Annotated in this window: 21 protein-coding genes, 1 tRNA gene and 1 pseudogene; 8 read left to right on the forward strand and 15 right to left on the reverse strand. The window is 65.0% G+C overall.

The genetic code is table 11. The features are described 5' to 3' along the window. Positions 1-268: 268 nt before the first annotated feature. The gene (gene rplL, locus ACVIHF_RS18785; protein WP_028335453.1) at positions 269-649 is read right to left on the reverse strand and encodes a 50S ribosomal protein L7/L12; all 381 of its coding nucleotides are present in this window, start codon (positions 647-649) and stop codon (positions 269-271) included. Positions 650-701: 52 nt separating this feature from the next. Beyond that, the gene (gene rplJ / locus ACVIHF_RS18790; protein ID WP_028335452.1) at positions 702-1,220 is read right to left on the reverse strand and encodes a 50S ribosomal protein L10; all 519 of its coding nucleotides are present in this window, start codon (positions 1,218-1,220) and stop codon (positions 702-704) included. Positions 1,221-1,838: 618 nt separating this feature from the next. Between rplJ and ACVIHF_RS18795 the strand changes: the two genes are divergently transcribed. Genes ACVIHF_RS18795 through sigJ form a run of 3 tightly spaced genes read left to right on the forward strand, consistent with a single transcriptional unit; the run spans position 1,839 to position 3,616 of the window. Continuing rightward, positions 1,839-2,216 (forward strand): hypothetical protein, encoded by a 378-nt coding sequence (locus tag ACVIHF_RS18795; protein WP_253608212.1) that lies wholly within the window; start codon positions 1,839-1,841, stop codon positions 2,214-2,216. After that, entirely contained in the window at positions 2,209-2,754 is a 546-nt protein-coding gene (locus ACVIHF_RS18800; RefSeq protein WP_253608211.1) for a hypothetical protein, read from the forward strand. Before ACVIHF_RS18795 ends, ACVIHF_RS18800 begins: the two co-directional genes overlap by 8 nt. Beyond that, positions 2,732-3,616, forward strand: a complete 885-nt coding sequence (sigJ, locus tag ACVIHF_RS18805) for an RNA polymerase sigma factor SigJ (protein WP_253608210.1) — start codon at positions 2,732-2,734, stop codon at positions 3,614-3,616. Before ACVIHF_RS18800 ends, sigJ begins: the two co-directional genes overlap by 23 nt. Positions 3,617-3,624: 8 nt before the next feature. Here sigJ and ACVIHF_RS18810 read toward each other — a convergent pair whose 3' ends face one another. From ACVIHF_RS18810 to ACVIHF_RS18840, 7 genes are all read right to left on the reverse strand, one after another. Beyond that, a complete protein-coding gene (locus tag ACVIHF_RS18810; RefSeq protein WP_253608208.1) occupies positions 3,625-4,581 on the reverse strand; it encodes a 2-hydroxyacid dehydrogenase in 957 nt (318 codons plus the stop codon). A gap of 154 nt (positions 4,582-4,735) precedes the next feature. After that, entirely contained in the window at positions 4,736-5,428 is a 693-nt protein-coding gene (rplA, locus tag ACVIHF_RS18815) for a 50S ribosomal protein L1 (protein ID WP_018272150.1), read from the reverse strand. Between the two features lie 6 nt (positions 5,429-5,434). Then, positions 5,435-5,863, reverse strand: coding sequence for a 50S ribosomal protein L11 (gene rplK, locus ACVIHF_RS18820; RefSeq protein WP_016840552.1), 429 nt, complete (start codon positions 5,861-5,863; stop codon positions 5,435-5,437). Positions 5,864-5,993: 130 nt separating this feature from the next. Then, entirely contained in the window at positions 5,994-6,527 is a 534-nt protein-coding gene (nusG, locus tag ACVIHF_RS18825) for a transcription termination/antitermination protein NusG (protein ID WP_021081670.1), read from the reverse strand. A gap of 20 nt (positions 6,528-6,547) precedes the next feature. After that, entirely contained in the window at positions 6,548-6,739 is a 192-nt protein-coding gene (secE, locus tag ACVIHF_RS18830; protein ID WP_028335448.1) for a preprotein translocase subunit SecE, read from the reverse strand. A 336-nt stretch (positions 6,740-7,075) separates the two neighbouring features. Beyond that, complete coding sequence (locus tag ACVIHF_RS18835) at positions 7,076-8,389, reverse strand: ATP-binding protein (protein WP_253608205.1); 1,314 nt, start codon at positions 8,387-8,389, stop codon at positions 7,076-7,078. 20 nt (positions 8,390-8,409) lie between these two features. Beyond that, positions 8,410-9,156, reverse strand: coding sequence for a response regulator (locus ACVIHF_RS18840; RefSeq protein WP_057019557.1), 747 nt, complete (start codon positions 9,154-9,156; stop codon positions 8,410-8,412). A 204-nt stretch (positions 9,157-9,360) separates the two neighbouring features. Between ACVIHF_RS18840 and ACVIHF_RS18845 the strand changes: the two genes are divergently transcribed. After that, positions 9,361-10,194, forward strand: a complete 834-nt coding sequence (locus ACVIHF_RS18845) for a DUF3313 domain-containing protein (RefSeq protein WP_253608204.1) — start codon at positions 9,361-9,363, stop codon at positions 10,192-10,194. Positions 10,195-10,199: 5 nt separating this feature from the next. Here the strand turns inward: ACVIHF_RS18845 and ACVIHF_RS18850 are convergent. Together ACVIHF_RS18850 and ACVIHF_RS18855 are read right to left on the reverse strand one after the other, a co-directional pair. Then, positions 10,200-11,814: pseudogene (locus ACVIHF_RS18850) on the reverse strand (acyl-CoA synthetase). A 59-nt stretch (positions 11,815-11,873) separates the two neighbouring features. Further along, positions 11,874-12,638 carry a FadR/GntR family transcriptional regulator gene (locus ACVIHF_RS18855; RefSeq protein ID WP_018272155.1) on the reverse strand — a complete coding sequence of 255 codons (765 nt, stop codon included), beginning with the start codon at positions 12,636-12,638 and terminating at the stop codon, positions 11,874-11,876. A gap of 185 nt (positions 12,639-12,823) precedes the next feature. On the opposite strand from ACVIHF_RS18855, the gene ACVIHF_RS18860 reads away from it, so the two are divergent. Then, complete coding sequence (locus ACVIHF_RS18860) at positions 12,824-14,029, forward strand: ABC transporter substrate-binding protein (RefSeq protein ID WP_253608200.1); 1,206 nt, start codon at positions 12,824-12,826, stop codon at positions 14,027-14,029. Positions 14,030-14,093: 64 nt separating this feature from the next. On the opposite strand, the gene ACVIHF_RS18865 is transcribed toward ACVIHF_RS18860, so the two are convergent. Then, positions 14,094-14,169 (reverse strand) — tRNA-Trp (locus ACVIHF_RS18865). 169 nt (positions 14,170-14,338) lie between these two features. On the opposite strand from ACVIHF_RS18865, the gene ACVIHF_RS18870 reads away from it, so the two are divergent. After that, positions 14,339-15,562 carry a serine hydrolase domain-containing protein gene (locus ACVIHF_RS18870; protein ID WP_253608199.1) on the forward strand — a complete coding sequence of 408 codons (1,224 nt, stop codon included), beginning with the start codon at positions 14,339-14,341 and terminating at the stop codon, positions 15,560-15,562. 116 nt (positions 15,563-15,678) lie between these two features. On the opposite strand, the gene ACVIHF_RS18875 is transcribed toward ACVIHF_RS18870, so the two are convergent. Beyond that, positions 15,679-16,446, reverse strand: coding sequence for an SDR family NAD(P)-dependent oxidoreductase (locus tag ACVIHF_RS18875; protein WP_026192903.1), 768 nt, complete (start codon positions 16,444-16,446; stop codon positions 15,679-15,681). Positions 16,447-16,584: 138 nt separating this feature from the next. Beyond that, complete coding sequence (locus ACVIHF_RS18880; RefSeq protein WP_168857052.1) at positions 16,585-17,292, reverse strand: histidine phosphatase family protein; 708 nt, start codon at positions 17,290-17,292, stop codon at positions 16,585-16,587. Between the two features lie 152 nt (positions 17,293-17,444). Between ACVIHF_RS18880 and ACVIHF_RS18885 the strand changes: the two genes are divergently transcribed. Together ACVIHF_RS18885 and argE are read left to right on the forward strand one after the other, a co-directional pair. After that, entirely contained in the window at positions 17,445-18,230 is a 786-nt protein-coding gene (locus tag ACVIHF_RS18885; RefSeq protein WP_253608198.1) for an SDR family NAD(P)-dependent oxidoreductase, read from the forward strand. 644 nt (positions 18,231-18,874) lie between these two features. After that, on the forward strand, positions 18,875-20,044 hold the full coding sequence (gene argE, locus ACVIHF_RS18890; RefSeq protein ID WP_253608197.1) for an acetylornithine deacetylase: 1,170 nt from the start codon (positions 18,875-18,877) through the stop codon (positions 20,042-20,044). Positions 20,045-20,076: 32 nt separating this feature from the next. Here the strand turns inward: argE and ACVIHF_RS18895 are convergent, their stop codons facing one another. Continuing rightward, positions 20,077-20,991: a DMT family transporter gene (locus ACVIHF_RS18895; RefSeq protein ID WP_092082390.1), complete on the reverse strand. Its 915-nt coding sequence runs from the start codon at positions 20,989-20,991 to the stop codon at positions 20,077-20,079. Positions 20,992-21,084: the final 93 nt, after the last annotated feature.

A 21,084-nucleotide genomic window follows, 5' to 3' on the forward strand; every position in this document is an offset into this window, starting at 1 on the left:
CTGCACCCGCTCGTCCAAACGCTCCGCTTTACGGACTGAAAAAGCCCGAAATCTGACTGTCTCCCAACGGCTTCCGCCGAGGACCCTGCCGTCCCCGCCGCCTACCGTGTTTTTCCGCTGCCAACCCGATATGGGATGGCAATAAAGGAGATTCGAGGGTTAAGTCCACGGATCCCCACACTTTTTTGTGTCCGGCGTGCCACGCGACAACCTGTCGCACGCCGTTTGCATGGCCCGGGAGCGCCCTGCGGCGCTCCCGGATCGCGCATTACTTGAGCTCGACCTTGGCGCCAGCCTTCTCGAGCTGGGCCTTGATCTTGTCGGCTTCTTCCTTGTTGACGCCTTCCTTGACGGGCTTCGGAGCGCCTTCGACGAGGTCCTTGGCTTCCTTCAGGCCCAGGCCGGTGATGGCGCGGACTTCCTTGATGACTTCGATCTTCTTGTCGCCGGCCCCAGCCAGCACGACGGTGAAGTCGGTCTTCTCTTCAGCCGGAGCAGCGGCACCGCCACCACCAGCAGCCGGGCCGGCAACCGCAACGGCGGCAGCGGCGGACACGCCCCACTTTTCTTCGAGGAGCTTGGCGAGTTCGGCCGCTTCGAGCACGGTGAGGCTCGAGAGGTCGTCGACGATTTTCTGCAAGTCAGCCATTGTTCAGTTCCTTAAACGTTTGGTTCGAACCAGGTTTGAGATTAGCGAAGGGTCAGGCCGCTTCGCCCTTTGAGGCATGAGCCTGAATGACGCGTGCGAGCTTGGCCGCGGGCGCGTTGGAGAGCTGAGCAAGCTTGGTCGCCGGCGCCACGAGGAGGCCAACGATCTTGCCGCGCAGTTCGTCGAGCGACGGCAGTGAGGCAAGCGCCTTCACGCTGTCGACATTCAGGACGGTTTTACCCATCGAGCCGCCGAGGATGACGAACTTCTCGTTCGCCTTGGCGAATTCGATGGCAACCTTTGGCGCCGCAACCGGATCGTTCGAAGTAGCGATCACGGTCGGTCCCTTCAGCAGGGAGCCGATGGCAGCGACGTCAGTGCCTTCAAGAGCAATTTTGGCGAGACGGTTCTTCGAGACCTTCACCGACGCACCCGCCTGCTTCATCTGCATGCGCAGCTTCTGCATCTGGGCCACGGTGAGGCCGGAATAGTGAGCAACGATCGCAACCGACGTGGTCTTGAAGACCTCGTTAAGTTGTTCGACCGACTCTTTTTTTGCCGCTCGTTCCACAGCAAGCTCTTTCCGGTTGGCGGCCTTTCCGCGAAGGCAGGACCGCCGGGTTGCACCCATCGTCCCGCCCTAAACCTGATCCTTGGGGCGCAAGACCCTTCGGACATGCCGGGCAAGACGACATCTAGAAGCCTGCCCTCCCAAGCCTTGCGGCCATGGGCTGTCGAGGTTCGAACCAAACCAGCCTCCCGGCCGCGAACTGATCGCGACGTGGAGTGCAAAATCCGGTCTTCACCCGTCTATGCAGGCCATGCGATTAAGCCGTTGAAAACACGAAGTTCTCGCGGGCGCCTGCAGTCTTGGACAGGATCGAGGCACTTCAGCACGCTGAAGGCCCCTGCTCTCATTCCTCTGAAGGCGATGGGTCTCCTTCCTTTCGAGCATCCTTGCGGGCATGCGGAAAGGAATGATCTCCTATCATCTCAGGTTTTCGGATTGCGAGCACGGACATGCCAGCAAGTGCCAGCACGCCCGGAAGGCGCTATGTAGCCGGTCCTGCCCTGCTTGCCAAGAGCAAATTTCAGACCAGTTCGGCGACCTGCCCGGCCCAGCGAAAAATTTCTTCCCGGACGGCGTCACGCTCCAATGCCGCCGCTCGTCTGGGCGCTGGAGGCTCGCATGAAACGATGGATTGCAGGAATTCTCGCCCTCTTCAACCTCGCCAATGGGCTGGTGATGCTGTCGGCCGGTTCCCTCTGGTGGCAGCTGGTGCCCGGCGCCGCCGATACCGGTCCGTTCAACCCTCATTTGGTCCAGGACGTCGGCATTGCCTTCATCGCGGCCGGGCTCGGCCTGGCCGCGCGAGCCTTGTGGCCGGCCTGGTGGCCGGCAGCGGTCGCGGGCGCCGCGTTCCTGGCCGGCCACGGCCTGCTGCATCTCGTGATGATCGCCGGCGGCCACGACCGCCATGCCGCATCCGATCTGGTGGCGGTCGTCCTGCCCGCGGCGCTCGCCCTCTATTCCGCCCTGCCAAATCAAGGAGAACGACATGCGTAGCTTCATCGCGCGCCGCATGCTGCGCGCCTATTCCAGGCGCTACGGCTACGACACCACCTATCTCGAGATCATGCTGAAGGAATCGCCCGCCGCGTTCTTCAAATTCGCCGGCGCGATGAAGGCCGCCGCCTACCGCGCGGTCGCGCCGGTTGAGGCCTTCTATGCTGCCAAGCTGACCGGCGCCCTGGCGGAAGATTGCGGTCCCTGTGCGCAACTGGTCGCCGACATGGCGATCGGAGCCGGAATGGCGGAACAGCAGGTCACCGCCGTGCTCCGTCGTGACGTTGCCGCCATGACCGCGGACACCGCGCTCGGCTTCCACTTCGCCGACGCCATCGTGCAGCGCTCGACCGACGATGACGCCTGCCGCGACGCCGTTCGCGCGCGCTGGGGCGAAAAAGGCGTGATCGACCTCGCCATGGCCCTACAAATCGGCCGGATCTTCCCCATGATGAAGCTGGCGCTGGGATATGCCAGGGAGTGTCGCCGCGTGACCGTGGCCGGCCATCAGATCGATGTCATCAAGCAGGCGGCCTGAGCGCGACCCGCTGGCGCCGTATCGGGCGCGGCTGACCGGGCTTGCCTATCGCATGCTCGGCAGCCGCGGCGATGCCGACGATGTGGTCCAGGACGCCTGGCTGCGGTTCGCCGCGGTCGACGACGTCCGCAATCCCGAGGCGTTCCTCGTCACGGTGGTGACCCGGCTTTGTCTCGACCGGCTGAAGAGCGCCCGCGCCCAGCGCGAGGTCTATGTCGGTGCCTGGTTGCCCGAGCCGGTGTTCGACGAGGCGCTGTCGGCCGAGGCGGCGACCGAACTCGCCGACGATCTCTCCTTCGCGCTGATGCTGGCGCTCGACGCCCTGACGCCGCTCGAGCGCGCCGCGTTCCTGCTGCACGACGTGTTCGACCGGCCGTTCGCGGAAGTCGCCCGCACCCTCGAGCGCAGCGAGGCGGCCTGCCGGCAGCTCGCCGCGCGCGCCCGCCGATCGGTCCGCGACAACCGCCCTGTTCCCGCCGAGCCGCCCGAAGGCCACGCACGGCTGCTGACGGCATTCTGCAAGGCCGCGGCCAGCGGCGACGTCTCCGCCCTCGCCAACCTGCTGCGCGAGGATGCCATCGCGATCACCGACGGCGGCGGCCGCAAGCTGGCGGCGCTGAAGCCGATCAAGGGGGCAGAGAAGATCGTCCGCTTCATCATCGGCATCGCCGGCAAGAACGCCGGCAGCGAGGTTCGCGTCGAACCGATGATGGTCAATGGCAGCGCGGGCGCGCTGATCTTCCTCGATGGCGAAGTCGACCACACATTGAGCATGGCGATCGACGGCGAGACCGGCCGGATCGCGGCGATCTACATCGTCCGCAACCCGGACAAGCTGCGCCACGCGCCGCGCCGGAGCTGAAGCTCCGGTCAGGCCGCCGTCGCCACCGGATAGGCGAGCGGCTTGCCGGCAAAGAACGCGTCGAGATTGGCCAGCACGCAATCCTGCATGGCGACGTGCGATTCCAGCGTGTGGCCGCCGAGATGCGGCGACAGCACCACGTTCGGCAACGCCGTCAGCGCATCGGGCCCATGCGGCTCCCTCGCGAACACGTCGAGGCCGGCACCGGCGATCACGCCGTCGGTCAACGCTGCGACCAGCGCCTTCTCGTCGATGACCGAGCCGCGCGCGATGTTGACGACGAACCCGTCGCTGCCGAGCCGGCGCAGGATGTCGGCATTGACCGCATGCTCGGTCTCGGCGCCGGCGCGGACGGCCACCAGCAGCACGCAGCACCAATCGGCGAGCGCCTCCAGCGTCGGAAAGTATTGATAGGGCACGTCCTGCTTCGAGCGGCTGAAATAGCCGACCTCGGTCTCGAAGGCCGCGACGCGGGCGGCGATCTTGCGGCCGATCTCGCCCATGCCGTAGACGCCGACCTTGCGGCCGCGCATGCCGGCCTGCGGCCGCATCATCGGCGACGGCTTTGCACCGGCCCAGTCGCCGCTCCGCACGTAATTGTCAGCCACCAGCAGCCGCCGCACCGACGCCAGCATCAAGGTCACCGCCGTGTCGGCGACGGAGGCCGCATTGGCCCCCGGGCTGTGGCCGACCGCGATGCCGCGCCTGGCGGCCGCGGCGAGATCGACGCCGTCATAACCGGTGCCGTAGCAGACGATTGCGCCGAGCTTCGGCAGCATGTCCATGGCCTCCGTGCCGAGCGCCGTGCCGCCCGCGGTGATCATGGCGCGGATATCGGCGAGCTCGGCCGCCGGGAACGCTTCATCCAATCGCTTGCCCGCCGCGTTCAGCAGCTCATAGCGCTCGCCGAAGCGGATCAGCTGGGCCTTGGGAAAGCGTGAATAGACCAGGACCTTATCGGGCATTGTTGTTCTTTCTTGCGAGAGGCTTCAGATCTTGTCTTGGCGCGTTTTCTTCACGCGAACCGGTAGCCACTTCGCTCGAAAACGCTTTGGCAAAACAAAGGGCGGAACCGGTTGCCCGGTCCCGCCCCTCTTTATCTCGTCACGGCCAGAGACCTCAGCCGAGGATTGTGCCCGGCTCGACCTTCACGCCCGGGCCCATGGTGGAGGAAACCGCCACGCGCTGGATGTAGGTGCCCTTGGAGCCCGCCGGCTTCGCCTTGGAGACCGCGTCCGCGAGCGCCTTGACGTTCTCGACCAGCTTGTCCTCGGAGAACGAGGCCTTGCCGATGCCGGCCTGCACGATGCCCGCCTTCTCGACGCGGAACTCGACCGAGCCGCCCTTGGCGCCCTTCACGGCGTTGGTGACGTCCATGGTCACGGTGCCGATCTTCGGGTTCGGCATCATGCCGCGCGGACCGAGCACCTTACCGAGGCGGCCGACCAGGGGCATCATGTCGGGCGTGGCGATACAACGATCGAAATCGATCGCGCCGCCCTGCACCTTCTCGACCAGGTCTTCCGCACCGACGACGTCGGCACCGGCGGCCTTGGCTTCCTCAGCCTTGGCGCCGCGCGCGAACACGCCGACACGAAGCGTACGGCCGGTTCCGTTCGGCAGGTTGACGACGCCGCGGACCATCTGGTCGGCGTGGCGCGGGTCGACGCCGAGATTGATCGCGATCTCGATCGTCTCGTCGAACTTCGACTTGGCGCGCTCCTTGACCATCTTGATGGCATCCGCGAGCGGATAGAGCTTCTCGCGATCGACGCCCTCGCGGGCCTTCTTCAAACGCTTTCCGATTGACATGGCCCGTTACCCCGCAACTTCCAGACCCATCGAACGGGCAGAGCCCTCGACCATCTTCATGGCCGATTCGATGGTGTCGCAATTCAAGTCCTTCATCTTCTTCTCGGCGATCTCGCGCACTTGCGCCTTGGTCACCTGGCCGGCCTTGTCACGGCCCGGCGCCTTCGATCCGGACTGGATCTTGGCGGCCTGCTTGAGGAAGTAGGACATCGGAGGGGTCTTCATCTCGAAGGTGAAGGACCGGTCCGCATAGATGGTGATGATCACCGGGATCGGGGTGTTCTTCTCTTCCTTCTGGGTCTGCGCGTTGAACGCCTTGCAGAACTCCATGATGTTGAGACCGCGCTGACCAAGCGCGGGGCCGATCGGGGGCGAAGGATTCGCCGCACCGGCCGGGACCTGAAGCTTCAGGTATCCGGTCACTTTCTTTGCCATTTATCACTCCTGTTGTGCCGGACGTGCCGGCGGTTTCAGGTTCCGTGGTTCGGTTGAAGGGGCTGGCGACCGCCTCCTCCCTCCCACGGCCTCTCGACTTGACGCGAGGCATATACCCCGCGCCGTCCGGTCAGACCACCTTTTCGACCTGACCGAATTCCAGTTCCACGGGCGTCGCGCGGCCGAAGATCGACACCGCGACCTTGACGCGCGAGCGCGCCTCGTCGATTTCTTCCACCACGCCGGAGAACGAAGCGAACGGGCCGTCGGCCACGCGTACGTTCTCCCCGATCTCGAACGACACCGACGCCTTCGGACGCTCCACGCCCTCCTGCACCTGGTGCAGGATCCGCATCGCCTCCGCTTCCGAGATCGGCATCGGCTTGTTTTCCGCGCCGAGGAAGCCGGTCACCTTCGGGGTGTTCTTGATTAGATGGAACGCCTCGTCGGTCAGCTTCATCTTCACCAGCACATAGCCCGGGAAGAACTTGCGCTCGGCGTCGATCTTGCGGCCGCGGCGCACCTCTGTGACCTTCTCGGTCGGCACTAGAATCTGCTCGAACAGTTCTTCCAGCCCACGCTGCTTGGCCTGCTCGCGGATCGATTCCTGAACCTTCTTCTCGAAGTTCGAATAGGCGTGGACGATGTACCAGCGCTTGTCCATCAATTGAGTTCCCATGCTCATCAGTGGATGCCCAGTATCAGGGTAATCAGATAGCGGATGATCTGATCTGCGGCGAAGAAGAAGACCGAGGCCAGCGCCACCATCACGAACACCATGATGGTGGTGATGGTCGTCTCGCGGCGCGTCGGCCAGGTGACCTTGGCGGTCTCCGAGCGCACTTCCTGCAGGAATTTGAACGGGCTGAAAGCCATCGTGAGATCCGCGTCCGTCTCCGGACGATTGCAACGTTTCAAGGAATCCGAACAGCCGACCTTGCGGACCCAGCCCTCGTTTGGAAGGTTGAGCCGATAAACGAGCTCGAATGTTCGGGGAATTAGGCCGCGCCGGATATCCGCCATCAAAGCGGGCCGGCTGCGAGTGGCGAGTATCTACTGCGAGACCGGCCAAACGTCAAGGTCGGCGGGGTCGGGTCCGGCTCCCGCCCGGTTCGGGCAGATCGGGCATTGGTCTCTCCAAATCAAGGGCTTAGCCGGCGCCCTGCGATCCCCTGGCGTCCTGGCGCGATCAGCGTCGTTCGTCTCGCCCCTCTAGGCCAGGCCGGGTTTTGGCGGCAGCAGCATCGATACGAGCAGTCCGCTCGGCTCCCGCAGCCTCAACGCGATGCTGCCGCCATGGCGCTTGGCGATATCCTGCGCGATCGATAGCCCCAGCCCGAAGCCCCCCTCATGCCGGGCGCTGTCGGCCTTGAAGAAGGGCTCGAATACCTTGTCGTGCAGCGCAGGTGGGATGCCTGGACCGTCGTCCGCCACCTCGATCTCGATGTGGCCGGCCTCCATGGGGCGAAGCGTCACCACGACCTTGCTGCCGTGCTTGACCGCATTCTCCACGATATTGGTGACGGCGCGCGACAGCGCGCGGGGCCGGCAGGCATAAGGCAGACGCGCCGGCCCAGCATAGGATACCGCGTGGCCCATGTCGGCGAAGTCCGAACAGATGGTCTGCAGGAAGCTCGGCAGGTCGATGAACAACGCCGCCTCCGAGCGGGCATCCTCGCGCAGATACTCCAGGGTCTCGTTGATCATGCGCGTCATCTTGGCGATATCGCCCAGCATCGCCGGGCGCAGGGTGTCGTCGCCGACGCGCTCGGTACGCAGCCTGAGCCGGGTCAGCGGCGTCCGCAGGTCATGACTGATGGCGGCGAGCATGCGGGTGCGGTCGTCGAGCAGCGCTGCGATACGCGTGCGCATGTCGTTCAGCGCGTCGGCGACCTGGGCGATCTCGAGCGGACCGCGCCGGCGCAGCACCTCGGGAGCCCGCGGCGAGCGGCCGAACGAGGTCGCGGCACGCGCGACGTCGGCCAGCGGCGCGATCACCCAACGCACCGCATAGACCGACAGCAGCAGCATCGAGATCAGCACGATGATCGTCCCCCCGGCCAGCGGGCGGAGCAAAGTAGACCAAAGGCCGCCTTTGACCGCAACGTCGGCCATCAGCGCGTGGCCATCGTCGAGTCTCACGATCACCTGTGACGACGAGCCTGCGGGATGGCGCAGATCCTCCATTAATTCAATTCCGGGCTCGGCAGCCAGTTGCCGGAACGCTCGCATGGAAAACGACCGCGTCTCTGCGGCTGTTCGAGGCACCAGTTCGCCCAAGGCGACGCGCCTGACGTCGAGACCGCCGCGCCTGGCTGCGGCCAGCAGTTCATCCGCGTCTGCCGGCGTCTTCGTGGAACGCACAAGCTGCGTGAGCTCCGCGACCCGCCCGGCAAGAAACTTCTGCGTGTCGGTGATCGAGGGAGAATCGAACAGAAAAATGATGGTCACCGCCGCGAGCGTGATGCCGATCAGTTCCGAGAGCGCGACGAGGCTCATGAGTTGCGCAGCGACGCTGCGCGGCATCAGCCGCTGCGCCCATCCCATCATATCTGCTCGACCGCAGGTGTGAAGAGGTAGCCGCCGAGCCGCACCGTCTTGATCATCGAGCGGTCCTTCGGATCCGGTTCGATCTTCTGCCTGATGCGGCTGATATGAACGTCGACGCTGCGCTCGACTGAGGCGATCAGGCCGCCGAAGGCCTGCTCGATCAATTGCTCGCGTGACAGCACCTGCCCAGGATTGCGGCAGAACGCCAGCAGCAGATCGAACTCGGCACCGGTCAGCGTGATCCGGACGCCCGCGGGGTCATGCAGCTCACGGGTGGTGGGGTTGATGCGCCATCCGGCAAAGGTCAGCGGACGCGGCCGTGACCGCGACGTGGCGCCGCTCTCGACGCGGCGCAGCAGCGCCCGGATGCGGGCGACCAGTTCGCGCGAATTGAACGGCTTGGTGACGTAGTCGTCGGCACCGAGCTCGAGGCCGAGGATGCGGTCGATGTCCTCGCCGCGCGCGGTGACCATGATGATCGGAATCGAAGACGACATGCGCAGGCGCCGGCAGATGCTCAGCCCATCCTCGCCCGGCAGCATCACGTCGAGTACGACGAGATCAAAGCTCTCGCGCTTGAGCAGCGCATCCATCTCCACGGCCGAGCCGACCAGCACCGGCCTGAAGCCGTTGTCCTCAAGCACCTCGGCCAGCATGCGCGCGATATCGGCATCGTCCTCGACGCAGAGGATGCGTGCGTTGGTGACGGGGAAAGCCACGAGGTCGTATTCCAGGATTTGCATCACGGCATTTTAGAGGCCTCGGCCCCGGATGCGCAGTGCGCAAATATAGCGTTTTGTTAAGCCTGCACGGCCAAATGTGGCTCAAATAGGTCGCGCGGTTTCGCGAGCTACATCTGACTTAATATCTCTTAATCCCGACCCGGGCGGCCCTGCCCTATCGTGACGTGCGATCGTTCGTGGGGTGAGCGGTCGTTCGAGGGGTACATGAGAATCGAATTTCTGCCGGGCGCTGCGGTTGTGGTGGCGTTGTTGTCGGGCTGTGCCAGCGCACCGATGACGCGGGGCGGGTCACTGGCATCCTACGACAATCTCACGCCGTCCGACGGCGTGCTGGCGAAATCGCTGGTTCGCGTCAACAAGGACGAGGTCCTCGCTGCGAAGACGGTGCGGATCGTCCCGACGACCTTCTCGCAGGCAGCGTCGCCGACGCTGTCCCAGGAGCAGCGGCACCTGGTGGCCAACGCGATCGATCGTTCGCTGTGCGTCGGCCTAAGCGAGCGGCTTCAGGTCGTTGGTGCCGATCAGCCTGCGGATCTGTCCGTGCACGCGCTTGTCACCCAGGCGGCGCCCACCGACGAGGTCGCGGCGGGCACTTCCAAGGTGGTCAGCTTCCTGCCGAGCGCGCTCGGCGCAGGCGTGCCGGTGCCGGTGCCGCGGTTGCCAGTCGGGCTTGGCAGCCTGACCGTCGAAGCCGAGGTGCGCGATCAGGCCAGCCGCCAGCAGGCGGCGATGATCTGGGCCCGCGGGGCGAATTCGTTCACCAACTCGCCGATGGTCTCGAGCGCCGGTGACGCCTACGATCTCGCCCCTTCCTTCAGCGACGACTTCAGCAAGCTCGTCGTCACCGGCAGCACGCCATTCGGAAAGGCGCCGGAGCTGCCGTCGTTCGACAAGATTGGCGCAACGCTCGGCGGCAAGCCGAAATACGCGGCCTGCGAGGCGTTCGGCCGCAATCCCGGCCTGGCCGGAATGGCCGCCGGCAAGCTCGGCTTGCCGCCGGAATGGTCGGACAAGGCGCCGGCGACAGCTGGCCAATAGACAGCCTAGCCGGCGAAGCTCTTCTGCACCGCCTGGTCGAGCGTGGGCGCCGCCGAGATAGCGCTGGCGCAGCTCGCGCTTGAGCAGCTTGCCGCTCGGATTCTTCGGCAAGGCATCCACGAAGATGACCTGCTTCGGCACCTTGAAATGGGCCATCGACGCCGCGCAATGCTTGATGACGGCGTCGGCATCGAGGCTCTGGCCGGCCTTGACCACGACGATCGCGGTCACCGCCTCGATCCAGCGCGGATCAGGCAGCCCGACCACCGCGACCTCCGACACCGAAGGCAACCGGTAGATCATCTCCTCGACCTCGCGGCTCGCGACATTCTCGCCGCCGCTCTTGATCATGTCCTTCACGCGATCGACGACGGTGATGTAGCCGTCGGCATCGATGGTCGCGAGATCGCCGGAATGAAACCAGCCGCCGGCGAACGCGGCCGCAGTCTTGACCGGATCGTTGTAATAGCCTGACAACAGATGCGGCGAGCGATGCACGATCTCGCCGACCTCCCCCACCCCGACGTCGGTCATATCAGGCCTGACCACCCGCGTCTCGACATTGATCGCGGGCTTGCCGGCCGAGCCGGCCTTCGGCAGCTGGTCCTCCGGCGACAGCACGGTCGCGAGCGGTGCGATCTCGGTCTGGCCGTAGAAATTCCAGAACTTCACGTCGGGCAGCCGGCGCTGCAACTCGAGCAGCACCTCGACCGGCATGATCGAAGCGCCGTAATAGCCCTTGCGCAGGGTCGACAGGTCGGTGCGGTCGAACGCGCCCGAGCGCAGCATCGCGATCCAGATCGTCGGCGGAGCGAAGAACGAATTGATCTTGTGGGCCGCGATCAGCGCCAGGACATTGTCAGGCACCGGCTTGCCGGTAATGAGGCTGGTGGCGCCGAGATAGATCGCGGGCCCCAGAAAGACGTCGAGCTGCGCACAGTGATAGAGCGGCAGCGCGTGCAGCACCGTGTCGTCCGTCGCCATGCCGCCGTCGATGATGCAGCTGACATACTGCCACATGACGGCTTCGTGGGTGAGGATCGCGCCCTTCGGCAGCGACTCGGTGCCGCTGGTGTAGATGATCTGCGCGGGATCGAGGCTGTCCACCGACGCCTCCGGCGCCGACGCGTCGCTGTGCAACAGGCTGTCGAACGTCGTGATGCCGTTGGGCGCGGTGGCCGGATCCTCGCCGGGCAGCCAGACCAGGGTCTCGACCGCCGAGCCCTTGGCGGCCGCAGCGTGCGCCGTCTCCACGAAATCGGGGCCGACCGCGAGCAGCCTGGCGCCGGAATTGGCGAGGATGAAATTGATCTCGTCCGGATTGAGCATGAAGTTGATCGGCACCAGGATGGCGCCGATCCGGGCCACCGCAAAGCGTAGCGCGGCGAAGCCGTGCGAGTTGCGCGACAGCACCGCGACGCGATCGCCCTTCGCAACGCCGAGCGCGAGCAAGCCGCGGCCGAGCCGATTGCAGATCGCGTCCATCTCCGCAAAGCTCCAGCTCACCGCGCCGCAGATCAGCGCGGTCTTGCCGGGGTAGCGCTTCGCCGACCGGCGCAGCAGATCGCCGATGCTGTGCTCGCGGGCGCGCTGGATGGTTGCTGCGATGTCTCCGCTCATTTGTCCCTCCCGAATGTGCTTGTTGTCGTTGTCTTTGTCTTGTCTCGGCCGCGCCGTCGCTATTGCCGCGCGGCGTAAGCGTGTTCCATGTAGGTGTGCTCGACCGAGCGATCGAGCGAGGCGATCTTCTCGAAACCGCGCCGCCAGTCCTGCAGGTGCCGCCGCGTCCACAGCACGCCGGCCTCCTTGTCGCGCCGCTTGATCGCGTCGAGCAGATGATGGTGCGCCTCGACCAGCCGCGCGCCGCCCTCAGGCACGCCGCCCACGATCATCTCGGTGGTCGGAAAGAACAGTTGCGCGGCGGGCTCGCGCGCCAGCTGCAGCACGCGGTTCTGCGAGGCCTTGGCCATCAGCACATGGAATTCCGCATCGAGCTCGGCAAGCGCAGCGGGATTGCCAACGACAGCTGCGCTGCGCTCGAGATTGCCGGCGAGCTCGGCGATGTTCTCCTCGGTCGCGCGCTCCACCGCGCCCTCGACGCTCGCGACCTCCAGCGTCATCGAGGTCTCGAACAATTCGCGGAACGTCACCTCGTGCAGGATCAGCGCGCGGGACAGTCGCGTCGCGAGCTTGTTGTAGCGCGGCAGGCAGGCCTGCAGCCGGCGGCTGGAATCGCGGCGGATCAGTCCGCCCTCCTCGAGCACGCGAATGCCTTCGCGCACCGTCGAGCGGTTGACGCCGAACTGCGCAACCAGCTGCTGCTCGGTGCCGATCGGCTCGCCCGGCTTGATCCGCCCGTTGATGATCTCGCGTTCGATCGCGTCGGCGACCTTCTGATAGGCCGGCGCGACATCGATGCGCCGGAACAGCGGCGTGGTGGGCATCTTCAGCTCCCCGGGGCTCCCGATTGTCGTTTGTCGGACAAAGGATAGGCGAAGGCCTTTGGGGCGTCAAATGAGCGATATCCAGCCTGGTTGTCGCACCCAGGCGGGCGGAATTGACACCGGAACCAGGCAAATCTAGCTTTGTCGGACAAACTGATAAGAGCACCTCGGGGAGGCACACCATCATGAAATCCATCGTCACGAGTCTGTCCGCCGCCGGCCTGATCGCGGCTGTGCTGGCAGGGCCGGCGCTCGCCCAGCAGGCGCCGCTCAAGATCGGCGTGCTCACGGATTTCCAGTCGGTCTATTCGGACATCGGCGGCGCCGGCAATGTCGAGGCCACCAAGATGGCGATCGAGGAGTTCGGCGGGTCGATGTTCGGCAAGCCGATCGAGCTCGTCACCGCCGACGCCCTCAACAAGGCCGACGTCGCCGCCACCATCACCCGCAAATGGTACGAGGCCGAGAATGTCGACATGATCATCGACATGCCGACCTCGGCGACCGCGCTCGCCGGCATGGAGATGTCGAAGCAGTTCGAGAAGATCATGATCGTGACGGATGCGGCGAGCTCCGACATCACCGGCAAGTCCTGCTCGCCCTACACGCTGCACTGGACTTACGACACCTACGCCAACGCCCACACCGTCGGCAGCGCGATCGTGAAGAACGGCGGCGATACCTGGTTCTTCATCACCGCCGACTATCTGTTCGGTCATTCGATCGAACGCGACACCGGCGACGTGGTCCGCGCCGCCGGCGGCAAGGTGCTCGGCAGTGCGCGGCATCCGCTCAACACGCCGGACTTCTCGTCCTTCCTGCTGCAGGCGCAGGCCTCGAAGGCCAAGATCATTGGCATGGCCAATGGCGGCGCCGACACCATCAACACCATCAAGCAGGCCTCCGAATTCGGCATCGTCGCGGGCGGCCAGAACCTCGCCGGCATCGTGATGTTCATCTCGGATATCCACAGCCTCGGGCTCAAGCTCGCGCAGGGCCTGATCATCACCGAGGCCTACTACTGGGACCTCAACGACCGCACCCGCGCCTTCGGCAAGCGCTTCTTCGAGCGCATGAAGCGGATGCCGACGATGAACCAGGCCGCGACCTACAGCGCCACCCTGCACTACCTCAACGCGGTGAAGGCCGCCGGCACCAAGGAGACCAGGCCGGTGCTGGCCAAGATGCGCGCGACCCCGGTCCGCGACGCCTTCACCGACAACGGCGTGGTGCGCGAGGACGGCCGCATGGTGCACTCGATGTTCCTGTTCGAGGTCAAGAAGCCCGAGGAATCGAAGGCGCCGTGGGATTACTACAAGGTGCTCGCCGAAGTGCCCGGCGACCAGGCGTTCCGGCCGCTGAAGGACGGCGGCTGCCCGCTGATCAAGTAGGCAAACATGATCATGGCCGGGGTCCGGGACCTCGGCCAAGACATTAAAATGATTGGGAAAAGGCTGGCAGGAGTGGCAGGGCTCGAACCTGCGACCCCCGGTTTTGGAGACCGGTGCTCTACCAATTGAGCTACACTCCTGCAGGGAACCGGCGTCGCCGCCGGTTCGCGCCGTTTCAAGCACAGGGCATGGCCGGTTTGCAAGGGCGAAGCGGTGAAGCTTCTGTTCATTGCAAAACTTCTGCGCCAGACTTCGGCGATCACCCCGTGTCGGCACCTCGCCGCAAGAATCAAGAACCAGGGAGAGACCATGAACGCCCAAACCGCCACCAAGCACGCCGCCAGCCCGACCACCCCCTCTCTTCCCCTCGCCAAGCCCGAATCGATCGGATTGTCGAGCGCGCGGCTGCAGGCGATGTCCGACACCTTCCGCCGCGAGGTCGACAAGGGAACCGTGCCTGGCGTGACGGTGCTGGTGGCGCGGCGCGGCCAGATCGGCTGGTTCGACGCGATCGGCCGGCAAAGCCCGACCGCCTCGGCGCCGATGGCGCATGACACGATCTTCCGCATCTTCTCGATGACCAAGCCGATCGCCTCGATCGGCATCATGCAGCTGCTGGAGGACGGCCACTTCCTGCTCAACGACCCCGTCGCGAAGTTCATCCCCGAATTCGCCGAGACCAAGGTCGGCGTCGACAACAACGGCAAGCTCGAGCTGGTACCCGTGCAGCGGCAGATGACGATCCAGGACCTGCTTCGCCACACGTCTGGGCTTACTTATGACCACACCGGCAACGGCCCGGTGCAGCAGCTCTACCAGCAGTCGCGGCTGCGCAGCCGCAAGATCACCAATGCCGAGCACGCCACCATGCTCGCCGGCATGCCGCTGGTTTGCCAGCCCGGCGCCGAGTGGAACTACAGCCGCTCCACCGACATACTCGGCCGCATCATCGAGGTCGTCAGCGGCAAGACGCTCGGCGCGTACCTCACTGAGCACATCCTCTCGCCGCTGCAGATGACCGAGACCGCCTTCCACACCGGGGAAGCCAATGCCGGCCGCCTCGCCGAGGCCTTTGCCAACGATCCCTGGACCAACGAGAAGGTGCAGCTGTTCAACATGCTGGAGAAGCCGGCGATGGAATCCGGCGGCGGCGGCCTGGTTTCGACCACGATGGACTATGCCCGCTTCGCGCAGATGCTGCTGAACGGCGGCTCGCTCGACGGCACCAGGATCATCGGCCGCAAGACGCTCGAATTCATGGCCTCCGATCACCTCGGCGCCGGCGTGGCAATCCAGGGCACGTTGGTGTCGCCCGGCCACAGTTTTGGCCTCGGCTTCGCCGTGCGCATGCAGCAGGGCATCGCGCCGTTCTCCGGCTCGGTCGGCCAGTACTTCTGGAGCGGCATGGCCGGCACATTCTTCTGGATCGATCCGAGCGAAGACCTGATCGCGGTCTTCATGATGCAGGGCCCGGGCCAGCGCGAATATACCCGCTCGCTGGTGCGCAACGGGGTGTACGCGGCGGTGGAGTAGTCCGTCATTCCGGGGCGCGAACCTAAGATGCGCAATCGCGCATCGGGGAATCTCGCGCAACAACATCGAGATTCCGGGTTCAGCCCTGCGGGCTGCCCCGGAATGACGAGTGATGCTCAGCTGATCGTCGCGCCGCCGTCGATCACGATGGTCTGGCCGGTCATGAAGTCGCCGGCCCGCGAGCCCATCATCACGGCGGCGCCCGCGATCTCGTCCGGCACGCCGATCCGCAGCAGCGGCGAGCGCGCGGTCGAGGCCTTCAGATTGTCCGGATTGTCCCACAGCGCCTTCGCAAAGTCGGTCTTGATCAGGCCCGGCGCGATGCAGTTCACGCGGATATTGTGCTTGCCGTATTCGCAGGCGAGGTTGCGCGCGAGCTGCATGTCGGCGGCCTTGGAGATCGCGTAGGCGCCGAGGATGGTCGAGCCCTTCAGGCCGCCGATCGAGGACACGATGATGATCGAGCCGTCCTTGCGCTCGATCATCTGCGGCACCACCATCGAGATCAGCCAGTTGTTGGCGACGATGTTGTTGTCGAGGATCTTGCGGAACTGATCGTCGGAGATGCCGGCGAGCGGACCGTAGTAAGGATTGGACGCCGCGTTGCAGACCAGCACGTCGATCTTGCCGAAGGCGCGGTTGCTCTCGTCAACCAGGTTCTGCAGGTTTTCCTTCGACGAGATGTTTGCCGCGATCGCAACCGCGGTGCCCTTGCCGTAGCTGTCGTTGATCTCCTTCGCCACCTGCTCGCAGACGTCAGCCTTGCGCGAGGAGATCACGACCTTGGCGCCGTGCTCGGCCATGCGCTCGGCGATCGCGCGTCCGATGCCGCGCGTCGAGCCGGTGATGACGGCGACTTTTCCCTTCATGTCGAACAAGGTCATGTTTCTCTCCCTGATGTTAAGTGTTCGTCTTAGCGTCATTCCGGGGCGACGCACCAGCGTCGACCCGGGATCTCGAGATTCCCCGATGCGCAATTGCGCATCTGCGGTCTGGTCCTTCGGACCATCCCGGTATGACGATCACGCAAGCTTGCTCGCCGGCCTGACTTCAGGCCCGGACGGCTGATGCATCGCGGCGTGGCGCGGATCGGCAATCCACGGCTGCTGGTTCACCATCGGCAAGCGCCAGGTCGACAGGCCGGCGCTCGCGATGTGATCGAGCCGCGTCACCGAGACATTATCGATATCGAACGACAGCCCCCTGTCCGGCTGGCCGCCGAGCGCCAGCCCGACCGCGGCCTTGATCACGCCGCCATGGCCGACGGCGATGATATTCCTGCCCGCTTCCGCGGCGGTGATCCGCACAATGGTGCGGCAGACGCGGGTGTAGAGATCCATGTAGCTCTCGCCGCCGGGCGCGGGATCGTTGACGTCGGCGAACCAGGCCGTACCCGGCGGGCGACTGGCGAGAAACGCGGCGCGGTTCATACCCTGCCATTGGCCGAGATGCTGCTCGGCGAAGTCGCGTTCCTGCGTCATGCTTTCAGGCTTTGGAAACCCGGCAGCCCAGATCGCGTCCGCAGTCTTGTGTGTGCGCTTCAAATTGCTCGAATACCAGACCGCATCGCGCGGCAGCATCTTGGCGACCGCCTCGAACACCTCGACATCGCCGGTGTCGCAGTCGATATCCTCTTGTCCGTAGATGTTGCCGCCGTCGCTGCGCACCGGCGCGTGACGAACCCACCACCACCGCGTCACCGTCACCTCAGGCTTGTCTGGATTGGACATCGGATGAGCCCTTCAATAGTGTCCCGTCTCGCTGTACGTCACGCCGCACACCGTCTCAAGTGCTTCGGACGTTTGAAATTTTGTTTGAATTCCGTCGCGCGGCAGACGCGCCAAGGACCACCCGAACTAATCACGTGAACAGGGAGAAACTCATGGGCCGCCTCGAAGGCAAATCCGTCATCATCACCGGCGCTGGCAGCGGCATCGGCCGCGCCGCCTCGCTGCTGTTCACCAGTGAAGGCGCCAAGCTGATCGCGGTCGATCGCACCGAGGGCGTCAACGAGACCGCCAAGCTGGTGCGCGATGCCGGCGGCACTGTCGAGGCCGTCACCGCCGATGCCGGCTCGGAGAGCGACGTGAAGGCCTTCATCGAGAAGGCGGTCTCGAAGTACGGCAAGCTCGATGCGATCTGGGCCAATGCCGGCGTCAGCGGCGGTCTCGTCCCACTCGCCGACCAGACCGTCGAACACTGGCAGGAGGTGCTGCGCGTCAATCTGATCGGCCCATTCCTCGCGATCAAGCATTCGATTCCGCATATGACGAAGCAAGGTTCCGGCTCGATCGTCTGCACCGCCTCCGTCGCGGGCCTGAAGTCGGGTGCCAGCGGACATCCCTACGGCGCGAGCAAGGCCGGCGTCATCAGCCTGGTGCAGACCACCGCCTACTCGCTCTCCGGCACCGGCGTCCGCATCAATGCGGTGTGCCCGGGCCTGATCGAGACCGGCATGACCAAACCGGTGTTCGATCGCGCCAAGGAGCGCGGCACCCAGGACAAGATCGGCCAGCTCAATCCGCTGAAGCGCGCCGGCCAACCGCATGAGCTCGCCGCGATGGGATTGTTTTTGGCGAGCGATGAAGCGTCCTACGTCAACGGCCAGGCCATCCCGGTCGACGGCGGCCTCACCGCATCGATGCCGTATACGGGCAAGCCGATCTAGCGAGGGCAGTCTCCGTGGTTATCCCGGCTGCGGCCCCGATGGCTCCACATTCACGACCGTCGTCCCGGCGAAGGCCGGGACCCATAACCACAGGGTCGAGTAGTTGAAGAAGGCTGTTGCCCCAGCGTCGCGCATTCATTGGCATTTGGGGTAATGGGTCCCGGCCTTCGCCGGGACGACGCTGGAGATGGTTCGCATTCAAGGTGCCAAACAATGCGGTGTCATCACCTGCGCATACGCATGCGGGTGATCCAGTATTCCAGAGACCTCTGTGCTTGAGCCGAGAGGCCGCGGCGTACTGGATCGCCCGGTCCGAGCCGGGCGATGACAGCCGAGAATGGGGATACAGTTTCGCATTCTCGCGACATGAATCGCCCGAGTCTTGCCTTTCGTTCCGCTCTAGGTCCGCGCAACGCGCGACCCGATGATAAACTCCACGAAACCCATCATCTCACCGCGCGGATATATTCGATGGGTTTCGCTTCGCTCTACCCAACCCATCCCACACGCCTGGACCGCAATAACCGCCGGCAACGGTCCGAATATTGCTTGGCCTCGGCAGGCCAACCAGCTGTTATACTTCGCTGGCAGGATCGCTCGCACACTCGTCATTCCTCGCACAATCCCTCGCAAACGAACAGGCAATGCAAAATCAACGTTCCGACCGCATCCGCAAGCTATTGGCCGACCTCGTCGCGTTCGACACCGTCAGCGACCGCAGCAATCTGCCCCTGATCGACTACATCGAGCGCTACCTCGCCTCGCTTGGCCTCGCGGGGCAACGCATCGTCGATGAAACCGGGCAGAAATCCTCGTTGTGGGTCACTGTCGGCCCTGAGGACAAGGCCGGGCTGGTGCTGTCGGGGCATACCGATGTCGTGCCAGTTGTGGGACAGGACTGGAGCCACAACCCGTTCGAGCTCGTCGAGCGCGACGGCCGGCTGTACGGCCGCGGCACCACCGACATGAAGGGCTTTGTCGCCGTCTGCCTCGCGATGGTTCCCGAGATGCTCGCGGCCGATCTGAAGACGCCGATCAATCTTGCCATCTCCTATGACGAGGAGATCGGTTGCGTCGGCGTACGTCCGATGCTGCGCGAGGTCGCGCGCAAGCCGATCAAGCCGCTCGGTTGTTTCGTCGGCGAGCCGACCCAGATGCAGGTCATCATCGGGCACAAGGGCAAGCACGGCGTGCGCGCCACGTTCCGCGGGCTTGCCCGCCATTCCTCGATTGCGCCCGACGGCGTCAACGCCATCGAATATGCCGCTGACCTGATCACCGAGATCCGCCGCCGCGCCGCGTTGCTGACCGCGGATGCCGAACAAGGCAGCCTCTACGATGTCCCGCACTCGACCCTGCTCACCAGCATCGTGCATGGCGGCGCCGCGCTGAACATCGTGCCCGACCAATGCGTGGTGGAATTCGAGTGCCGCGGCATCGGCATCACCGAGTCGAGAGAGGTGACGGACGCGATCATCGCCTGGGCCAAGGCCGAGATCGAGCCTGACATGCGCAAGCGACATCCCGAATGCGGCATCGAATTCGAGGAGATCCTCGACTACCCCGCGCTCGACACCGCCGCCGACGCCGCCATCGTCACGCTCGCCAAGCAATTTGCCGGCCGCAACGACCACGCCAAGGTCGCCTTCGGCACCGAGGCCAGCCTGTTCGTCAGCATGGCGGACGTGCCGTCCGTTGTGATCGGCCCCGGCTCGATCGCACAGGCGCATACGCCGGATGAGTTCGTCGAGATGTCGCAGCTCGAGGCGTGCGGCGCATTCGTCGCACGGCTGATCGCACATTGCGCCAAGTGATTTGCAAATGATTGCGTAGGATCACGGACGCCTCACAACCCGTCCGGCGGTAGCCCCGGTCCCGTTGCGGCGGGACGGAGCTTGTCGCGCTTGCGCTCGCGGTAGAAGGCATAGAGGCCGGAGGCCACGATGATCGCGGCACCCGCGAGCATCGGACCGTCGGGCTTGTGGCCGAAGGCGAGATAGCCCGTCAGCATCGCCCACGGCAGCGCGGTATAGCGGAACGGCGCCACCGCCGAGATGTCGCCTGTGCGCAGCGACACGATGATGCACTGATAACCGATCAGGATCAGGACCGCGGCCAATATGAGCAGGCCGAGCGCGGTGCCGGACGGCGGCCGCCAGCCGCCGAGCGGGACAAGGACGACAGCACCCGCCGTCGTCACGGTCACGGTGGTGAGCAGCGTGATGAACACGGTCGGCAGCTCTTTCGGGATACGGCGGGTGGCGAGATCGCGCACCGCGCAGAAGCCGACCGACGCCAGCGCCAAGAGCGCAGCCTGGCTAAAGCCTTCCGCACCGGGCCGAACGATGACAAGCACCCCGATGAAGCCGGCCGCGATCGCAAGCCAGCGCCGCCAGCCGACCGGCTCGCCGAACACCAGCGCCGCACCGAGCGTGATGACCAGCGGCAGCGCCTGGAAGATCGCCGAGGCGTTGGCGAGCGGGATCTGCGCGATCGCGGAGAGATAGGTTAGCGTGCCGCCGATCTCGCCAAGGACGCGCAGCCCGACCGGCCAGATCAGCAGCACGCTGAAACTGCGCAGCGCGTCACGGTACCAGGCGAGCGCCGCGACCAGCACCATCGCAACCAGGCCGCGCACCAGCAGGATCTCGCCGATGTTGAGCTCCGCCGACACCGCCTTGGTGATGGTGTCGTTGACCGTGAAGCTGGCCATGGCCGCAGCCATGAACAGGCTGCCGCGAAGATTGGAGGAAAGAGCCAAAATGAAAATGTCCGATCAGGACCAGGGCGGGCGTTGACCGGACTGACTTGCCAAAGCGGCAGCGCGAACTCAAGTCACAGATGGCTACAATGC

The organism is Bradyrhizobium sp. USDA 4506 (assembly GCF_054058795.1).